The organism is Nocardiopsis exhalans (assembly GCF_024134545.1).
In the GTDB taxonomy this organism is placed as follows: domain Bacteria; phylum Actinomycetota; class Actinomycetes; order Streptosporangiales; family Streptosporangiaceae; genus Nocardiopsis; species Nocardiopsis exhalans.
This window is the reverse complement of record NZ_CP099837.1, coordinates 450,307-467,337: the sequence shown is the minus strand read 5'-3', so window position 1 is coordinate 467,337 and position 17,031 is coordinate 450,307. Positions and strand designations below refer to the sequence as shown.

13 protein-coding genes and 2 pseudogenes are annotated in these 17,031 nt (G+C 66.9%); 6 read left to right on the top strand and 9 right to left on the bottom strand.

Going from position 1 to position 17,031, the window contains the following annotated elements; translation table 11 throughout:
- Positions 1–30: 30 nt before the first annotated feature.
- Together NE857_RS02060 and NE857_RS02055 are read right to left on the bottom strand one after the other, a co-directional pair.
- Positions 31–741 (bottom strand): annotated as a pseudogene (locus NE857_RS02060) (IS982 family transposase); the annotation flags it as partial.
- A 134-nt stretch (positions 742–875) separates the two neighbouring features.
- On the bottom strand, positions 876–1,469 hold the full coding sequence (locus tag NE857_RS02055) for an ATP-binding protein (RefSeq protein ID WP_301184293.1): 594 nt from the start codon (positions 1,467–1,469) through the stop codon (positions 876–878).
- Between the two features lie 145 nt (positions 1,470–1,614).
- On the opposite strand from NE857_RS02055, the gene NE857_RS02050 reads away from it, so the two are divergent.
- Positions 1,615–1,929 carry a hypothetical protein gene (locus tag NE857_RS02050; RefSeq protein WP_254419533.1) on the top strand — a complete coding sequence of 105 codons (315 nt, stop codon included), beginning with the start codon at positions 1,615–1,617 and terminating at the stop codon, positions 1,927–1,929.
- A gap of 90 nt (positions 1,930–2,019) precedes the next feature.
- Positions 2,020–3,882, top strand: a complete 1,863-nt coding sequence (locus NE857_RS02045) for an aminotransferase class V-fold PLP-dependent enzyme (protein WP_344011988.1) — start codon at positions 2,020–2,022, stop codon at positions 3,880–3,882.
- Here the strand turns inward: NE857_RS02045 and NE857_RS02040 are convergent.
- From NE857_RS02040 to NE857_RS02030, 3 genes are all read right to left on the bottom strand, one after another.
- Complete coding sequence (locus tag NE857_RS02040; protein WP_254419531.1) at positions 3,802–4,077, bottom strand: ATP-binding protein; 276 nt, start codon at positions 4,075–4,077, stop codon at positions 3,802–3,804. The genes NE857_RS02045 and NE857_RS02040 overlap by 81 nt on opposite strands.
- A 47-nt stretch (positions 4,078–4,124) precedes the next feature.
- Entirely contained in the window at positions 4,125–5,228 is a 1,104-nt protein-coding gene (locus NE857_RS02035; protein WP_254419530.1) for an ISAs1 family transposase, read from the bottom strand.
- Between the two features lie 223 nt (positions 5,229–5,451).
- Positions 5,452–5,781 carry a hypothetical protein gene (locus NE857_RS02030; RefSeq protein ID WP_254419529.1) on the bottom strand — a complete coding sequence of 110 codons (330 nt, stop codon included), beginning with the start codon at positions 5,779–5,781 and terminating at the stop codon, positions 5,452–5,454.
- Positions 5,782–5,945: 164 nt separating this feature from the next.
- On the opposite strand from NE857_RS02030, the gene tnpC reads away from it, so the two are divergent.
- A complete protein-coding gene (tnpC, locus tag NE857_RS02025; RefSeq protein ID WP_254419528.1) occupies positions 5,946–7,337 on the top strand; it encodes an IS66 family transposase in 1,392 nt (463 codons plus the stop codon).
- Positions 7,338–7,454: 117 nt separating this feature from the next.
- Here the strand turns inward: tnpC and NE857_RS02020 are convergent, their stop codons facing one another.
- The 4 genes from NE857_RS02020 to NE857_RS02005 form a co-directional block, all read right to left on the bottom strand.
- A complete protein-coding gene (locus tag NE857_RS02020) occupies positions 7,455–7,871 on the bottom strand; it encodes a hypothetical protein (protein ID WP_254419527.1) in 417 nt (138 codons plus the stop codon).
- On the bottom strand, positions 7,868–10,069 hold the full coding sequence (locus NE857_RS02015; protein WP_254419526.1) for a hypothetical protein: 2,202 nt from the start codon (positions 10,067–10,069) through the stop codon (positions 7,868–7,870). The genes NE857_RS02020 and NE857_RS02015 overlap by 4 nt, the downstream gene beginning before the upstream one ends.
- On the bottom strand, positions 10,066–11,643 hold the full coding sequence (locus NE857_RS02010) for a hypothetical protein (protein WP_254419525.1): 1,578 nt from the start codon (positions 11,641–11,643) through the stop codon (positions 10,066–10,068). The genes NE857_RS02015 and NE857_RS02010 overlap by 4 nt, the downstream gene beginning before the upstream one ends.
- A 146-nt stretch (positions 11,644–11,789) precedes the next feature.
- Complete coding sequence (locus NE857_RS02005; RefSeq protein WP_425572126.1) at positions 11,790–13,241, bottom strand: site-specific integrase; 1,452 nt, start codon at positions 13,239–13,241, stop codon at positions 11,790–11,792.
- A gap of 126 nt (positions 13,242–13,367) precedes the next feature.
- Here NE857_RS02005 and NE857_RS34655 point away from each other — a divergent pair.
- The 3 genes and pseudogenes from NE857_RS34655 to NE857_RS01995 form a co-directional block, all read left to right on the top strand.
- Positions 13,368–13,562: pseudogene (locus NE857_RS34655) on the top strand (ATP-binding cassette domain-containing protein); the annotation flags it as partial.
- Between the two features lie 161 nt (positions 13,563–13,723).
- Positions 13,724–15,142: a site-specific integrase gene (locus tag NE857_RS02000; protein ID WP_254419523.1), complete on the top strand. Its 1,419-nt coding sequence runs from the start codon at positions 13,724–13,726 to the stop codon at positions 15,140–15,142.
- A gap of 257 nt (positions 15,143–15,399) precedes the next feature.
- Complete coding sequence (locus NE857_RS01995; RefSeq protein ID WP_254419522.1) at positions 15,400–16,995, top strand: hypothetical protein; 1,596 nt, start codon at positions 15,400–15,402, stop codon at positions 16,993–16,995.
- Positions 16,996–17,031: the final 36 nt, after the last annotated feature.

The following is a 17,031-nucleotide window of genomic DNA, read 5'->3' as shown; positions in this document are numbered from 1 at the left end:
CGGGGCCACTAAATGAGTAATTCCAAGGGGTCAGTGGTCGTAGGCCGTCAGGGAACGTAGGACTGGCTGGCCGGTGCGGTCGTTGTGCCAGATCGCGGCGGTCAGCGCCAGAATCCGCTGGAGCACCCGGGTGATCACCCCGCCCGGGGTGCGCCCGCCGTGGCGCTCCAGGTCCAACTGACCCTTGAAGGTCTGGTTGATGGACTCGATGACCTGGCGCAACGGCCGGAACAACCCTGATCCGGCCCGTGGGGACTCGCCCTTGCGGGCCGGACGCAGCAAGGACAGGCCTGCTTCGGCCATAGAGCGTTCGAAGTCGCGTCCGTAGTAGTTCTTGTCAGCGATCAGTATCTGCTCGGAGCGGTCGGTGACCAGGCCGGGGTCTTCCTCGAACATCTCCAGCAGGGTGGTGCGCTCATCGGCTTTGGCGCCGGTCAGCGCGAAGGCGATGGGAAGCCCGCTCAGGGTGCACACCAGGTGCAGGCGCAGCCCCCAAAAGAACCGGGAATGGGAGGCACAGTACCCGTATTGGGCCCATCCAGCCAGGTCGGAGCGTTTGACGGTCTCGCGGGAGCGCGCGCACTCCACGGGGGTGGAGTCCACCACCCACACGTCGTCTGTCCAGACGCTGGTGTCGGTGGCCAGATGGCGGATGAGGTGGCGGATCAGTTCGGAGGCCTTGCGTAGGCGTTTGTTGTAGCCGCTTTGTTGGGGCAGGTAGGGGAACTCATCACTCAGGTGAGTGCTCAGACCACGCACCCCCTGGAATTACTCATTTAGAGGACTCCCACCTCCAAGCAACTGCCCATGCTGGGCACACCACGCCAAAGCCGCCCGGGCATCCCGGGCGGCTCGCATACGGATCGTCGAGGGGGTCAGCTCGTGGCAGCGCGCGTCTGGGCCAGCCGACAGGAATCGGTACTGGTCTCGACGATTCCCCCGCCGAAGGTGAGCCGGTCAACGATCGCTGCGCAGAGCCGCGGGTCGGTGAAGGTCTTGGTCCACCCGCCGAAGGACTCGTTGGAAGCGATGGCCACGCTGTTCTTCTCCTCGCGCTCGGTCAGGACCTGGAACAGCAGCTCAGCGCCGCGCCGGTCCAGCTCCATGTAGCCAAGCTCGTCAATGCAGAGCAGATCCACCCGCCCGTAACGGGCGATGGTCTTGCCGAGCTGCTTGTCGTCAGAGGCCTCGACCAGCTCATTGACCAGCTTGGTGGCCAGGGTGTGCTTGACCCGGAAGCCGTTCATCGCCGCCTCGGTGCCCAACGCGATGAGCAGACGGGACTTGCCCGTGCCCGAGCCACCGATGAGACACAGGAGCTGGCCCTTCTTCGCCCATTCACAGGAGCCCAGCGCCGCACCGCGGCCATCCGCCAGTTCATGCTCCAGGCCCTGGCTCTGGTCGTTGCCCGGATGCTCGGCTGCCAGAAGCCCCAGGCGAGGAGGATTCCGGACAAAACGGAAGCGCAACTGTAGTACCTGGAACGGGACCCCCACTAACTTCGAAGACCCCTGTATTTACCAGCGAAAACGACCAAACGCCTTGACCTGGCCAGGCTACGGCTTCCATAATCGGGGGAATGTAGAAGGATAGGCTCACTCGACGGGAGTCATCATGAATTATTCGCCCACCGCCAGCCTGGCCCCCGACCTCTCGCCCACCGCCAGCCTGGCCCCCGACCTCTCGCCCACCGCCAGCCTGGCCCCCGACCTCTCGCCCACCGCCAGCCTGGCCCCCGACCTCTCGCCCACCGCCAGCCTGGCCCCCGACCTCTCGCCCACCGCCAGCCTGGCCCCCGACCTCTCGCCCACCGCCAGCCTGGCCCCCGACCTCTCGCCCACCGCCAGCCTGGCCCCCGACCTCTCGCCCACCGCCAGCCTGGCCCCCGACCTCTCGCCCACCGAGTTCACGGGGATCAAAGGGGTGTAGCCCTGCGGTCGGCCTCAGTTCAGAGACCGGGCTCAGGCTTTCCTGCCACATGCCAGTTCAGGGCACCATTTTGAGCGGCTCGGAGGGGGATTGAATCAGTCCACTGGCGCGACCCAAGCGTTGCCGGAAACGCCGCCCTATCCTCCACTCTATACACCGTTCAAGTTTCTCAGCCTGCGACTCGCGCTGGCGTTTCGGGACTCTTCCCTCAGCTCGAATGCCCTAACCATTGCGTGGGCCGCGCTCCTGGCCACAGCATCCTTCGCTGTGGCCTACGAGCGTCCCATGACCGCGCTTACACTCGTCCTATTCGCCATCTTCCTTGACTGCCTTGATGGCGATCTCGCCAGATACCGGTACCGCCCCTCCCTCTCCGGGACGTATCTCGAACAACTCGCACACTGGATCGGCAATATGGGCCTGGCGGCAGGGGCAGGCGCCGCCATCGTCCTCGCCGACCCCCGACCGGGAAACGTCCTCCTGGCATCGGTACTCGTCGTCGTCCAAGCCGTGTACATCACGGTCGTACGCCAGATCCGACCTGACGCTGCGGAAGTCATCGGGCACCCACGGCTCCGCAAGGCCTTCCGAAGAATCACCAAAGGCATCTGGAACCTCTCCCCCATCGAATTACCGATGATCGTGCTCCTGGTCGTCTTCGGCGTAACGGAAGGCGTCGTACTCGCCCTCACGGTCACTCTCGCAGCATTGTCTGCTCTGGTGTTCGTCCCTCACTTCGCACTCGTCAGCGTGGCCGACAGACGGAAATGGGAAGCGCCCGTGCGGCTTGACCGTGGGCCTTTTACCGAGGCGTCGAGGCGATCTGCGCAGGCGTCCCTGCACCGCTTTCCCGATGCGCAATGGTGGGCCCCCGGCATGCCGAGGCTCCCCCCAGAGGTCCTCACCCCCCTGGGGAGGCAGCCCCTCTCCTCCGACGCACCGGTCATGACGACGGTCTGGCGGGAGCTCTCACAATTGCTCCCCGGAGTCTTTCGCACATCGGGCCGAGTGCTGACGCTGACCGGCCCCCGTGAGTTCGCGATCGAGGCCGTACTCTCCACGATCTGCCATCCGGCGGACGAGATACTAATCGTCGGAGGCCGGACAACTGTCCGGCGCTGGAGCACCATCGCCGAACGTCTCGGCGTACGGACGGCGCACCTCGAGACCTCGTTCGGCGCGGCCCTGCAACGCTCGGACCTCGAAACGGCTCTCCGTCGGCATCCGGCGTTGCGCGCCGTCTGCGTATCGCAGGCCGAAGCCGACGATGGAACGCTCACTGAGCTCGCCATGGTCGCCGAGACACTTCGGCGTACCTCCGGACTCTTCGTCGTCGACGCGTGCCTGAGCCTGTGCGCCGACGACCTCCGGATGGACGATTGGGGCATAGACATCGCCGTCTCATCGTCCGACAGCGGCGCCATGGCTCCGCCTGGCCTCAGCCTGGTCGCCCTTGGTCCCCAAGTTCTCGGGGAACTGGATGGACCCGCAACCAATGGCGCACGCCCGGCCGGCTACCTGAATCTACGGACACACGTCTCCGCGGGTGACCGCCCTCTCGCGCAACTGCCCGCACCAGCCGTTTCCGGCCTTTACATATCGGTCCAGATGACCTTGACCACAGGCCTCGACAGTGTCCTCGCGCACCATCAGCGGATCGCGGCGAGGTTTCGGCGCGGCTGTGTGGAAGAAGCGGGCCTCGCACTCATCGCATCTCACCCGACTGCTGCGTGCACAACCGCTCTCCTCCCAAACGACGTCGACGTCACCGAAGTCCAGAACAGCCTTTTCGTTAACCGGCGCATCGTGGCCGGCTACGCCACGACGCCCAAGAACGACATCACTCTCCAATTCGGGCACGTTGGCTTTCTGTCACACGAAGACGTCGACGAAGCGATCGCGGCGCTCGCGACGGCCGTGAGCGCCGCACGTGCCAACGCATCCGAACGCTGAGAAACCGAACGCGATGAGCAGATGGGACTTGCCCGTGCCCGGGTCACCGATGCGACGCAGGGGCTGGCCCTTCTTCACCCACTCGTACGAGCCCAGCGTGCGAACGACGGCGGGATTGATACTGGAATTGGCCTCGAAGTAGAACTCGCGCAGTTGCCCGCCCTCAGTCTGCGCGTGGGCGACGCGCGCCCGCACGTGAACAGGGCTGTTTCAAAGTCGGGTGAGAGACATGTTCTCCCTGATCAGGGGATCCTCAGCAGACCAAGCGGGCGGGTGAACGCCTCATAGGAGACCCAGCGGATCGCTTCGGGGATGCTGGCCATCCCCAGCCCTGCCAGCAGCGGGACGGCCAGGTTGTGCAACATCGCCATGTTCTGCGGGCCATGCCCGGTACGCACCCGGGATGTGTCCTCACCCAAGCTCACGTCCCGCACATGGTGCAGCGCCTCGATCCGCCAATGACCCCGCACCAAGCCCGCCAACCGCTCCGGGCCGGCCTGCTCCGCACTCAGACTCGTGACCACGTAGGCGTAGGTGCGCCGCACCTTCCCCGTGGGCAGGTCCTTGACCCACCTGTGCACCCGCAGCACCTGCTTCGCGTACGGGAACGCGATCTTCGGTGCGGTGAGCACCTTCACGGTTCTGGTCTCACACCGCCCGTGGCCCCGCTCCGAGGTGGAGAACAAGGTGGGCGCCTGCCCCCACGGAAGCGCTTTGACCTGCGCGAACAGGGTCGGCTGGTTGGCCTTCGCGGTCAGGACGTAGTGCGCCTTGCGCTCGGCGACCAGGTGTTTGGCGGTGTCGGTCTGGGTGTGCAGCGCATCAGCGCTGATCACGCTGCCTTCGATGTCCAGGCCTTGGAGGAGCCCGGCGAGGGCGTCGATCTCGCTGGTCTTGTCGGCCACGCGCACCTGGGCAGCCACGTGCCCGGCGGGGGTCATCGCGGCCAGCAGGTGCACCGCCTTGTCTTGGCGGGTACGCGAGCCGCGCACGCACTTACCGTCCACGACGAGAACAGCCAGATCCTGGGCGGTGGCCATCCGCGTCAAAGCTCCGGGGGCCAGGCCGGTCAGGACGCGTCGGATGGTGGCGGGGCTGGGAGGCCGACGGATGCCCAGTGCCGGGCAGGTGGTGCGGGCTCCCAACCGGGCCAGGGTGTGCTGGGGCGCGTTGGTCGCCCACTGGCCGATCGCGGTCAGGGAACGGGCCCCTGCCAGGACCGCGCACAGGCAGATGAGGACGATGCAGCCCAGCTGGTGGCGTCGCCCTCGGCGGTGGCGGGGGTCGGCCTCCTCGCTTGTGGGCGCGGACAGGGCGGGAGAGGGCATGGCAGACTGGGAGCGCAACGGAGTCCTTGTGAGGCCAGGGGTGTGAGAGTTCCTGACCTTCTACCAGGGCTCCGTTGCCGTGTTCAAGGGGCTTGGCTCGTCCTGACGCTCGCCTGTGACCAGGCGCGATCCCATCGATCACCGACTTTGCAACACCCCTGGCACGTGAAGGGTAAGCTCCGCGAGTACCTCACGCTCTGACGTGCTCCCTCGGTCCCGAGGCCGCCCAGGGACCGGCTGTTCACTCGTAGGTGTCCATTTCGGTGACCTCGATCGCCTCCAGGACCTCCATGGGCAGGCCATAGTGGGCCGTCAGACGGTGCCCCTCGGTGGCTTCGGCCCACCGCTCGCGTGCCTCGATCTCCTCGAGGGTCTTCTCCTCATCCTCGTCTAGATCGACGGATTGTCCGCGTGCGCCTCCGCTCTGGCCGCCGTCCGCTTCGTGGCGGGCGGCGGCCGACTGGGCACTGGAGTCAAACCCGCTGGCTGCGGTGTCGCTGTCGAAATTCCTCGCTCTGGCGGACTGGATCCGCGCGGCCGCGTCCTTGTCCATCTCGGTGCGCTTACCCATAACCTCTCCTTACCCCGAGGTCATGCCTATGACCAGGGGCGATTCCGGTTTCTGTCGTATCGTAACTATTCAGGTTGGCGCTGGGATTCGGGCATATCGGTCAGCGCGCCACCGACTCCGAGAAGCGGCCACGAAACAGCGCTCAAGGCGGCATGATCGACCCCATGACCTCCTCCTCCGCGCTGCTCGAGCAACTGCTCGCACGCGTGGAGAAGCTGGAGGCAGACCTCGCGGACCGCGATGCGCGCATAGCCGAACTCCAAGCCGAGAACGCCCAGCTCAAACGGCGCTTGGGCCTGGACTCGACCAACTCCTCCAAGCCCCCTTCCTCGGACGGACCGGCGAAGAAACCCGCCCCGCGCTCCCTGCGCACCCGCACCGGCAAAAAGCCCGGAAAACAGCCCGGCGAGGCGGGTACCACCCTGTGTCAGGTGGCCGATCCCGACCAGGTCATCGACCATCACCCCAGGGTGTGCGGCGGGTGTGAGCGGCCCCTGCAGGCGGCTCGCCCCGCTGGGGTGCGCTCCTGCCAGGTCTTCGACCTGCCCGAACCCGCCGACCTGGTGGTCACTGAGCACCGCTACCACCGGCTCAGGTGCCCGTGCGGGCACTCCACCGCCGCCGAGCCGATGCCCGGCGCGAACGTCCCTGTCCGCTACGGGCCACGTGCCAGCGCGGCGGGCGCCTACCTGATGAGCGCTCATCACCTGCCCGTCGAGCGCGCCAGCGAGATCATGGCCGACCTGCTCGGAGCCCGCGTGTCCACCGGGTGGCTCGCCGGACTGGGCAGGCGCGCCCACACCCTGCTGGAGGGCTTCGACACCCAGGTGCGCCGGGCGATCACGGCCTCGCCCGTGGTCCACGCCGACGAGACCGGCGCCCGCGTAGCAGGGGCGGGCCACTGGGTGCACGTCGCCGGAACCCCCGCACTGACCTGCTACGACGCCCACCCCCGGCGGGGTCGCCAGGCCATGGACGCGGCAGGGATCCTGCCCGCATTCACCGGGACGCTGGTCACCGACGCTCTGGGCTCCTACAACGCTTACGGCAGCGCACATCAGCTGTGTTGTACCCACGTGCTGCGCGAGCTGGCCGCATTGATCGACTTCGAACCCGACCATGGCGCATGGGCCAAGAACATGACCGACGTCCTGGTCGGGGCCCGTGATCTGGTCGAACAGACCCGCTTGAAGGGGCGCACCGCCCTGACCAGCGCCGAACTCGAGGGTGTTGGCCGCAGATACGGTCGGGTGATCGCCTTCACCAAAGCCGGGCCGCACCATGCGCTGGTGCGCCGGTTGGACGAGCGCCGCCAGGACTATCTGCGGTTCGCGGCCAACTTGGACGTGCCCTTCACCTCCAACGCGGCCGAACGCGACCTGCGGATGATCAAGCTGCAGGTCAAGGTCAGCGGCGGGTGGCGGACCCTGGCCGGAGCCCGGTATTTCTGCCGCCTGCGGTCCTTCATCTCCACGGCCAGGAAACAGGGTCACGCCGCGATGGACAAGCTCGCGGAGCTGTTCGCCGGAAATGCCTGGATCCCCTCAACCACCTGAATAGTTACGTCGTATCTGCCCCCTTCATCGGGGTTCGGATCGACGGAAGGGCCGTTGGTGAACACGAAGTCCTGTTGCCGGTCCGTCCCGTATTCCGGTCGCCCCCCAGGAGGTCCCTCATGGTTGCTCTCCTGTGGTCGGACGGATCGGTATGACGTTGGTCTTGGCTCCGCTGAGGGCGTCTCGCAGTTCCTGGTTCTGCAGTGTCAGGATGGTGTTGTGGGCGAGAAGCCCTTCGAGGTCGGATTCGAGTTGCTTGATACGGTTCCTCTTATTGGTGATGGTCTTCTTGAGTTCCGTGACCTTTCGACGGAGTCGGGTTTCGACTTCGGGGGTTTCCCCGCGGCTGCGAATTGCTTCGTAGAATTCGTTGCGAATATCGGTGTGCCGTTGTGTGAGTGCGTTCCGGGGAACATCGGCTTCTTGGGCGAGGGCAACGATGGTCAGCGCTCCGTTTGAGCGTTCTGGAGTGCTGGCGAGGATGCGCTCCATCGCGGAGCGGATCCGAGCGCGTTCGTCGGGAGTTGGGCTCATTCGCTGGCCTCCTCGATGGTGAATCGGTTGCGGTCGTGGTGGTCGGCGAATGAACGAAGCTTGGACGCGTTGGCGTGCAGACGGGTGCCGAGCATGCCGGGGCAGAGCTCGGCCTTGCGGTCCAGCTGCTCGGCACGTTTGCGCAAAAGGCTGGCGGTCTCGTCGGTGCGGACGAGGTTGCTGCAGCTGGCGACGCAGCGGTCCAGACTCGGTGCTGTGCGTGGGCCGTCCTTCGCGCAAAGGGCCTTGCTGTGGCGGAAGAGGCAGAGCGCCAGAGCGTGTGGGTTGTCGTAGAGAACGGCGCCGTCGCGGCCCAGATACTTGTGGGCGAAGTCGACCTTGACCAAGCGGCCTTCGAACCGCGGAGCGTTGGAGGCAGCCTGGAGGGCCTGGCGGGCGGCTGGGCCCGAGATGCCTTCGCCTGCCTGGAACCGATCATGAAGCCGGGCGGCCGTCTCGGCGGTGGTCAGGGCGGTTTCGACGTCGATCATCGCGTGGATGCCGCGGCGACTGCGGTTGCCGTAGCGCCCGGACTGCTCGGTGTCCAGCGCTGTCCGTAGGTGGCCGTATTGGATGGCGAGCGCGACCAGCCCGCCAGGGCGGCGGGCGATGTGCCAGGCCAGGGTGCGGCGAAAGCGTGCGGTGCCGACTGCGCCGAAGGGGTCGGCCGGGATGGATTCGTGGGCCAGGTTCTGACCGGGTGCTTCACCGTTGACCCAGTCGATGAAGCTCTCGATGCGTTGACGGACAGAGTCGGGCCTGAGTGTTCCAGTGCGGTTGCGGCGGTAGGTCGTGCCGTGGATGGATGCGGCGAAGAGGAGTTCACCGGGAGGGACGAATTGTTCCAGGGCTCGGATGGCGTTGATCACGGGCGTGATGGCGACCCAGGGGACGGGACGCTCGACCCCGGAGGACAGGTGGTTGCCGTCCTCGTCGCGGGCGGACTTGTAGTGCCGACTGCGGATCAGCAGGTGCGGTTCGTCCGCTTCTTCATCGCCGGTGTCCGAGTCGTCGATGTCATCGGCCGCGATGTGGATGAGGTGCCGGTGGTGGAGCGCGTCGGGTTTGGTGTCCGGCTCGGGGCAGGAGCCGGAGCGCATGGCGAGGACCTCCTGTGGGCGCATGCCGGTGAGGTAGCCGCAGACGATGTAGGCAGCTGTGACCAGGTGTCTGAGCAGTTCGTCGGCCTCGCTAAAGTCCACCTGGTCCCGCCAGCGGCGCCCGGCGATCTGCCCGTTCAGCTCAATGGGCAAAGGGCAGGTCCCCGGGGCATCGGACAAGGTGAACGGGATGGCCTCGTTGCGGAGGCGTCCGACCTGGGACAGCGAGGAGCCGGTCACGTCGGCGAGGTAGTAGCGGGCCAGGGCCCGCTTCCCGCGCTTGCGGACGGACGGCAGGGGTTGTCCCGCGTGGTGGCGCTCCGCAGCGAAGGCGTGAAGGGCCGCGCGTCCGCCGGGGGTGCTCGGCTGCCGCTGGGCGGCCTCGATCATGCGCTGTTTCTCGGCGGCCGCGGCGACGATGTCGTCGGCCAGGTCCTCGACCATGCGGATGGCCCAGATCAGCAGGAGACTGATGGTCTCCTCGGCCAGCGGTTCGCGGGCGTTCTCCGCGCCGGCGGCGGTTACCGCTGGGAGGTACTCGTCGATGCCGAACTCGTCCCAGGGCGGCCGGGCGATCCCGATGGGCTGAACGCTGAGTTGGTCGAAGGCCCACAGGCGCATGACCGCGGTGAGTTGTTTAGAGACATGGGTCCTGCTTGCGCCCGAGTCGCGGAGGTGGACTCCGTATTCATGCAGGATCGGCTGGTGGCATTGGGCCAGGCTGCTGATGCCGCGTTCGTCTAGCCAAACGGCCAGGTCGCGCCAGTGCCGAACCGTGGCGTGGGCGGCGCTGGGCGACAGGCGGCTGCGGATCCGGGACGCGCGATCGCGCAGGAACGTGGGCTTGAGCTCGCCGTTCAGGAAGGTCCACGTGATCAGCCGTAGTTCTTCGCGGAACGCTGGCAGGTGGGTGTCCCAGTCGATGCAGTGGAGGCGGTGGCTGGGGTCGTCGATGAGCGGCGCCAGGGGCCACCGGCTGTCGCCGTATCGGGCATTGAGGCGGGCGTGCTGCGGATAGGTGCGTTGAACGGGGATGACGGGGGTGTCCGGCCCTGGCAGAGGGAGAATGTAAGGGTCTGCTTCTGCGGCGGTGTTCACGGGTTCAGGTCCCCCCTAAGTAGGTCTTCCACGATGGTGCGATCAGCGTCTGAGATCCGAGCGCGAGCATGCTTCCAGCCGCCTTCGCCGACCTTGTCGCGCAGGTCTTCCAGGCGTTCGTGAGCGTCTTGCCAGGCTCGAGCCCAGGTGGAGGGCGGAAGAACTGACTGGACGTGGCCCAGGGCATCGTGCAGCTGCACCAGTCGTGGATGGTGGTCCGCGTGAACGCGGGCGTTCTCACAGGCCAGGCAAAGTAGGAACGATGCCCCGCAGCCTCCGTCCTGGGTAGGGACCGGGGCTTCGTCAGTGGTGCTGCAGTCCGCAGTCGCCGTCTCGGCGTGCTGCGGGTCGCGTGACTCGGCGACCAATGCGACCAGTTTGGCTGTCGTGGCCCTGGCCTGGCGCAAGGCGGCCGCAGCGCCGGCCGCGATGACCGGGGCCGCCTCGGCCTGGACCCGCTCGTCCGGCAGTGAATAGGAGCGATCATGCGTGGCCTGCGTGTGCTGAGACGCCTCACGGCGTTCGACGGCGACGACCGTTCTGCGGCCGCGCTGGAACGGTGAGCCCGTGCCGGAGTGGCGGCCCCAGCGGGCGCCATCGTCACCGTTCAGGCCCAGGCAGAACAGACCGACCTTTGGGCGTCGTTCCAGCTTCTTGATCACGCGACCCGGCATCTGGGTCCTCCAGACCAGGAGCCGGTTCGCATCCGGCTGGACCTCCGCGACAAGTGCGCGGGCGAACCGGGTCGCTTCCAGAGCCTGCGTGATCAGTCGGCCGGGAGAGTCGGCCCCGATGTCGGAGACGTTCTCCGTCTCGAAGCGGTGCCCCTTGTCCTTCCTGACCGGGACCTGGTACGTCGGATGCCCGTCCAGACCGAGATCTGGGGCAGCTTGCGGGGCTTTGACCTGGGAGATCACCGCGAGGTTCCAGCCAAAATGGGTCATCAGTAGGACACCGAGGGAAGTTGCCTCCATCCGGTTCAGGAACAGGGCTCGCCAGTTCGCTCCGTTCGTCGCCGCCTCATAGCGGCGGACGATCCGTGTCCGCCCGGCCGCGGTGGTGACGCGGGGCAGGTCGCCGGTTCGGGCCAGAATGTCGAGGGCCTCGCCACGAGCCCACTCCTGGCTGCCGGGGAGGAAGTCCCCGGACCGCCAGCACTCCAGGTGTTGCGCGCTGTCCTGGATTCGCAGCAGCGCGGATCGGAATTGCCTCCTGGCGACCGCCCGGATCTGCCCGAACTCCCTGTCTGAGTAAGAGCGTTGCGGGGATGGAAGTCGGGGCACCCGGCGCGAGAGTGCTTCGGCGACCGGCCCGGCCTGAAGCCGGGGGTCCGTGCGAATCATGCCCGTCGTGCTTCGGAAGGCGTCCCGCCCTGTCTTCGAGGTCCGCACTGCCATCCACCAGCTGTTCACGAAGCTGGCTGTGACGTCGTCCAGGTCGCGCAGTGGCGGCTCGTGTTTGACCGCGCGGCGGGCGAAGTCCCGAAGTTGTCGCCAGGCGACGTCTGAACTGGCGTGGGATTCCCAGCGTTCCTCGCAGCCCGCGGCGAGTAGTCGCGCGAGAGAGCGCTGCATGTCAGGTGTTCCCGGCAGCGTGGAGACGTCATAGACCAGGAGCTGCCCGTCCCTGTTGATGTGGCGGACATACAGTCCGTCCTCGGTCAGAACCTCAGGCCGGCAGTGGTCGGCTGGAGGCAGAGCAGCGGAGTGTCCGCGCGGACTCACGCAGTACCTCCGGTGGGAGCCAGAAGCGTGTCGATGTCCTGGATCGTCTCTGCGGTGCTGGCGATTCGGCTGAAGACGCCGTCGAGGTCGGGTAGCGGACCGGCCGAGGGCGCATCAACATCGGCAAGCAGTGACTCCATCTGCAGGTGGCGGACCGGGGCCAGGTAGGTGTCCACGGTCACCTGCCGGGTTGCGTGCCCGAGCAGTCCCTGGACCATGAACCACGGATCGCCGTAGAGCAGCCGGAAGTCCCTGCGCTCGGCCGGACTCAGCCCGTATCGGCGGTCCATCACCGAGTTCAGCACCACCAGGGCGAACAACGCGAAGCTGTGCCGCGCGGCATGGACGGTCGCGTAGGGGGCGTAGACCCTGTGCGGATCAGGTCGCAGATGCCTCGGCGGTGTCAACGTCTCCTGGCAGCGCATGTTGGCGGTGCGGAAGACCGCCTCCCAGGAATCGATCTGGAACGGAAGTCCCGCCTCGTTGAGCCACAACCACAACGGCTCCGGACCGTCCGGCCCCTCGGTGAACATCCAGATCCGGTCTGCGGCCGTCAGCCGCTCCAGCGGCATCTGGAAGGCCTCGCCCGCCCAGTCGACCCAGTGGACGACCCGCCTCGGACCAGCGGTCACCTTCGTGACCAGCCGCATCCCGGAAAGCTGGTCGTAGCGGCCAGCGCGCTGAGCCTTGCGAACGGCCCAGGCCCGCGACGACTCGCAGTAGGTCTCAACCTCCCCGATCGCGTCGGTCGCAGCGTAGAACGTGCGAGTCGCCTTCGACCGCGTCACCGCCCCCGCGACAGTCCCGCGGCAGTAGCGGTTCCCGGGCAGCGAGGTGCCAGGGAGCTCGAACGTCAGCAGCGTGCCGGCCTCCTGCCGACGAAGCCCCGACGACAAGACCAGCCGCACGAACGCGACGTTGCGGTCCTCGAGCCGCCCCTGCCAGCCGAGTCCAGGAATCCCAGCCTGGGTGTGCCCGCGCAGCCCCACATCTGTCCACAGCCTCCAGGTGCGGGGCGTCAGCCAGTGCATCTTGGCGGACTTCCCGCTCGGCGCCAGGGACACTGGAACATCCAGGACCGCCCCGCGCTCGTCCACGATCCGCCGGGTGGCGACCGGACTTGCCGTCAAATAGCCCTCGCTCTTGGCCCACTTGAAGAACCCGGAGAAAGCAGCCAGTTCACGGTTCCATTTCGCATCTCCGATCCTCTCCGGATTCTTCGGGGCGCGGCGCCGCCAGTCCTCGAAGTCGTCCAGGTCCTTTTTGTGAGCGTCCAACCACGACAATCCACGGCTCCACAGAAATGTCAGCAACAACGTCAGGTCCGTCGAGAAGTTGCGCTTCGACTCGACGGTGTAAGCGCGAAACCTCCGGGACTTCCCGTAGCGGCACAAGATCGGGTCAATTCGAAGATCCGGGGCCACGAAGACCGGGTCTCCCGGACGCATGCCGACCGTCTCTAGATCTCTCCGGCTCAGACCTGCCAGCCATTCCTCACCCACCCAGAAAACCCGCCAACCTGGCACTCGCAGACCCCTCTCTCGGCCGTTCAACACGTTGACTGTAAAGGGAATGCCGCAGCCCGCTCCTTCTACCGGGGTGACGACGGCGCCGAGGTGCCCCTGCTCATCGCCGACGAACCCACCGCCGCCATGGACGCCCGCGCCGAACACGGCTTCTTCGCCTCCGTCCATGCCCACGCCCGCCGCACCGGAGCGACGGTGGTCCTCATCACGCACCGTTCTCTAGGCTGTTTGAACTTGTCGGATAGGCCAGGGATGGGGTTGGGTGCGTGACGGTGCCTGGAACATGGGAGGTCGAGTTCCACGACTTCCTGAACCCACTGGATCTAGGTCTTGATCCTCATATGGAACGGTTTGGGAATCTTGTAGCGCGGGCCCGACAGAACAGTGCACGGCACGGAACCCCGGTGCTGATCGGGCCCGATGGACGTTCGGATGCTCGGGTGCAGCTGTTCTTCCGGACCGGGCCGATGGCATCGGCCCGTCCGTTGACGTGGCGCCGGTACGCGTTCGCGTTGAAAGTGTGGCTGATGTTCCTGGACGCGGTCGGGACGACGTGGGACGCGGCGACGGTTGCCGATATGGACGCGTTCAAGGACTGGCGGCTCAACGACGTCAGGAATCTCGAGCGGGTCGCGCCCAGCACGTTCGATACCGACCGGGCGGCGCTGAACACGTTCTATACGTGGGCTTCGGCTCGGTACGGCGTGTTCAATCCGATCGCACCGGTGGCCCGTTCCGGCTCGATGACGACTGGCGAGAAGCGGGCTGGCAGGGATCCTGGGCGACCAGCTGGAGCGAGGCGGCGGCAGGTCAAGTGGGTACTCCGCCCGGCATTCGAGCAGTGGCGCGATGTCGGGTTGCGCGGCTACGGCTTCGATGGGCTGCGCGTGCAGTCGTGGCGGGGATGGAACGAGGACCGCGATGCGGCGTTCGTCGATGGGTTGTACGGCACGGGCCTGCGGCTGGGTGAGTGGGCAAGCATCTTGGACATCGAGGTCCCGGCCGGTGGGGTCGGCCGGTTTCCGCGGACATGGTTGTCGGCGGCATGCGTCAAGGGCGCGAAGGAGGGGCGGAAGTACTTCGTGCCGTCAACGGTGCTGAGCACGATAGCCGCCTACACCGATCCGCTGTCGGGCTCGCGGGCCGAGTCGATCGCACGAGCCCAGCGGGCCGGACGCTATGAGCAGGTACCGGGCAGGCGGATCGTGACCGGCTACAACCGTCGCAGTCGAGTACTGCATGTACTCGACCCCTCCGGCTCGAAGCCGGTGTCGGTCGACGTTCTCGGGCCAGCCGAGCGGCGGCTGCTGTTCCGCAAGGGCGAGAACGGGCTGGAACCGTTGTCGTTGTGGCTGTCCTGGGACGGGATGCCCCGGCTGGCACACAGCTGGGAGGACACGTTCGCCGCTGCCAACGGCCGGATCCAGCGAGCCTGGAGCGAGGCCGGAGGCGAGGGCGAGGCAGCGTTGTGGCTGCGTCCGCACATGTGCCGGCACAGCTTCGCGTTGAAGTGGTTCTCCATCTTGTCGCTGGTCTGGGAGCCCCGTATCGAGGGATTGTCTGCCGAGGAACGCAAGGACCTGCGAGATCAGATCGGGGATGTGTGGTTCCAGCTGGCCACGTTGCTCGGCCACGCCGACCCGGCCACCACGCGCGACTACTACCTCGAACCATTCAACAGTCTGCAGATGGACTATCTGATGTCCCTGCTGGACGGGGAAGAGACTGCCGCGGTCGACGCGATGGTGACCACGATGGCCCGCGCCGGTGGGCGGACGCTTGCACCAATCACGCCCGGCGAGGCCAGCGAGGTGTCGCAGTGAGCGCGAGGTCGCGGGGCGGCCGTCGAGCCAGCATGCCGCCAACCGGGTGGCAGCCGCCTCAACGCCGTCCGGACGGCCCGAGCGGCACCGTCGTACGGTTCATCGAGCAGGGCACGGGGCGGGAGAAGTCCTTCGATTTCGCAGGCCTTGCTCTCTCCGATGACATGCGATCCTGGCTGGCCTCGGCGTTCGCCTCGGTGGTAGGACCTGGCGCGCGCGTGACACGGGCGACAACGGCCTCCCTCATCCACGGCGACTTGCGGCAGTTCGCAGTGTTCCTGGAACGGACCGCACCAGACCTAACTGGTCCGGAACAGCTGAAGGCCGCACATATCAAGGCGTTCCGCATGAGTCTGGTCCCGGAGTCCAACCGGCGCACCCGGATGAAGGCCCTGCGGAGGATCCTGCGAGGCGATCCGATATTGCCAGCTGGGGCTCGCGCGGAGCTGTTGGACGTCCCACTGGCCAAGGCGGCGGTTCCGGAGCCGGTCACCGCCTACACCGACGTGGAGATCCAACAGATCATGACCGCGTTGCGGTCCGATGTCCGGCGGTCCCGCGACCGGATTCGCACCGCCCGCACACTGCTGGCCCAGGTGCGCTCGGGCGATGTCGATATGCAGAGTCCTGACGGCGTCCTGGGCGGTGTGCTGGACCACTACGACCGCCATGGGGACGTGCTGCGTTTGGCGAACGGGAAGCCCGAACAGCGCCTGGCCGCATGCGGCGGGCTCCGTGTGGTGCTGCCTCTGCTGTGTCCGACCGCCCGTGAGGTTGCAGCTTTCGCCGTGCTGCTCACAGCGTTGACCGGCGAGAACTTCTCCACAGTCGCCGCCTGGCCAGCGATTGACCACCGGCCGGACGGCGGGATCGGCGAGCCCTCGCTCGCGCTGATCGAGGCGGTCAAGGCCCGGCGCGGGCCGGACCGGGAACACATGGTCACTGCATTGGAGGATCTTCCACCGGTGTTGGCCGGAGTGTTGACCAGCGATACCGAGGAGGTACGGCTGTTCCGATCGCCGCTGCGGATCTACCTGTTGCTCGTCGAGCTGACCGAGATGTCGCGGCGTCACGGCGGACATGACCGCGCGTTCGGATTCGTCGTCCCGAACAGCGCGGCCCGCTGGCGCAGCAGTCCGGACAGCACCGCGCTGACGCGATGGTGCCGCGAGCACGGATTCCCTGGGGTACCAACGGCCCAGCCCGGCGGCAAGCCGGCCATCAACGTTCGACGTCTTCGGCAGTCGGTCATCGAGGGCGGCCACCGGCCAGTCGCCCATACCAGGAACACACGCGACCGGTACCTTCAGCGCAGCCGCGCTGTCGCCGAAGACAGCCGGATCGTCGTCGGCGAGGCGCTGCGGGGCGAGGTCGCCAAAGCCCGGCAGCGCCAAAGCATCCAGATCATCGAGCCCGCCGTGGTCGCAGCCGCTGGCACCGACCTGGCGGAAGCCGCGCGACAAGCTGGCCTAGCTCCCGAGGTGCTGGCCTCGATGGTGGCAGGCCAGCAGGACACCGTCGCAGCTGCCTGTACCGATGACACCAATGCCCCCGATGCGCCACCCGGGCAGCCTTGCAGCGCGTCGTTTTTGCACTGTCTGGACTGCGGCAACGCCCGCGCACTGCCGCACCACCTGCCGGTTCAGATCACACTTCGCGACCAGCTGGCTGCCCTCCGACCGAACCTGGATCCCGGGGTCTGGCGCGTGCGCTACGAGCCGCGGATCCTCCAACTCGACGAGCTCATCAGCCACTACACCGCTGCCGAGGCTGAGCATGCCCGCAACAAGGTCACCGACAGCCAGCGCCGGATGATCGCCGACCTCATCAACGGAAGGCTGGACTTGCGATGACCGCTACCGCACATCTTGAGACCCGTGGCGAGCCGA

What these genes read in the sequence shown, in the direction of transcription:
- NE857_RS02005 (WP_425572126.1), bottom strand. Translation starts at nt 13,241, where the DNA reads ATGCGTCCGGGAGACCCGGTCTTCGTGGCCCCGGATCTTCGAATTGAC.
- NE857_RS02030 (WP_254419529.1), bottom strand. Translation starts at nt 5,781, where the DNA reads ATGGGTAAGCGCACCGAGATGGACAAGGACGCGGCCGCGCGGATCCAG.
- NE857_RS02050 (WP_254419533.1), top strand. Translation starts at nt 1,615, where the DNA reads ATGAATTATTCGCCCACCGCCAGCCTGGCCCCCGACCTCTCGCCCACC.
- tnpC (WP_254419528.1), top strand. Translation starts at nt 5,946, where the DNA reads ATGACCTCCTCCTCCGCGCTGCTCGAGCAACTGCTCGCACGCGTGGAG.
- NE857_RS02010 (WP_254419525.1), bottom strand. Translation starts at nt 11,643, where the DNA reads ATGCAGCGCTCTCTCGCGCGACTACTCGCCGCGGGCTGCGAGGAACGC.
- NE857_RS02020 (WP_254419527.1), bottom strand. Translation starts at nt 7,871, where the DNA reads ATGAGCCCAACTCCCGACGAACGCGCTCGGATCCGCTCCGCGATGGAG.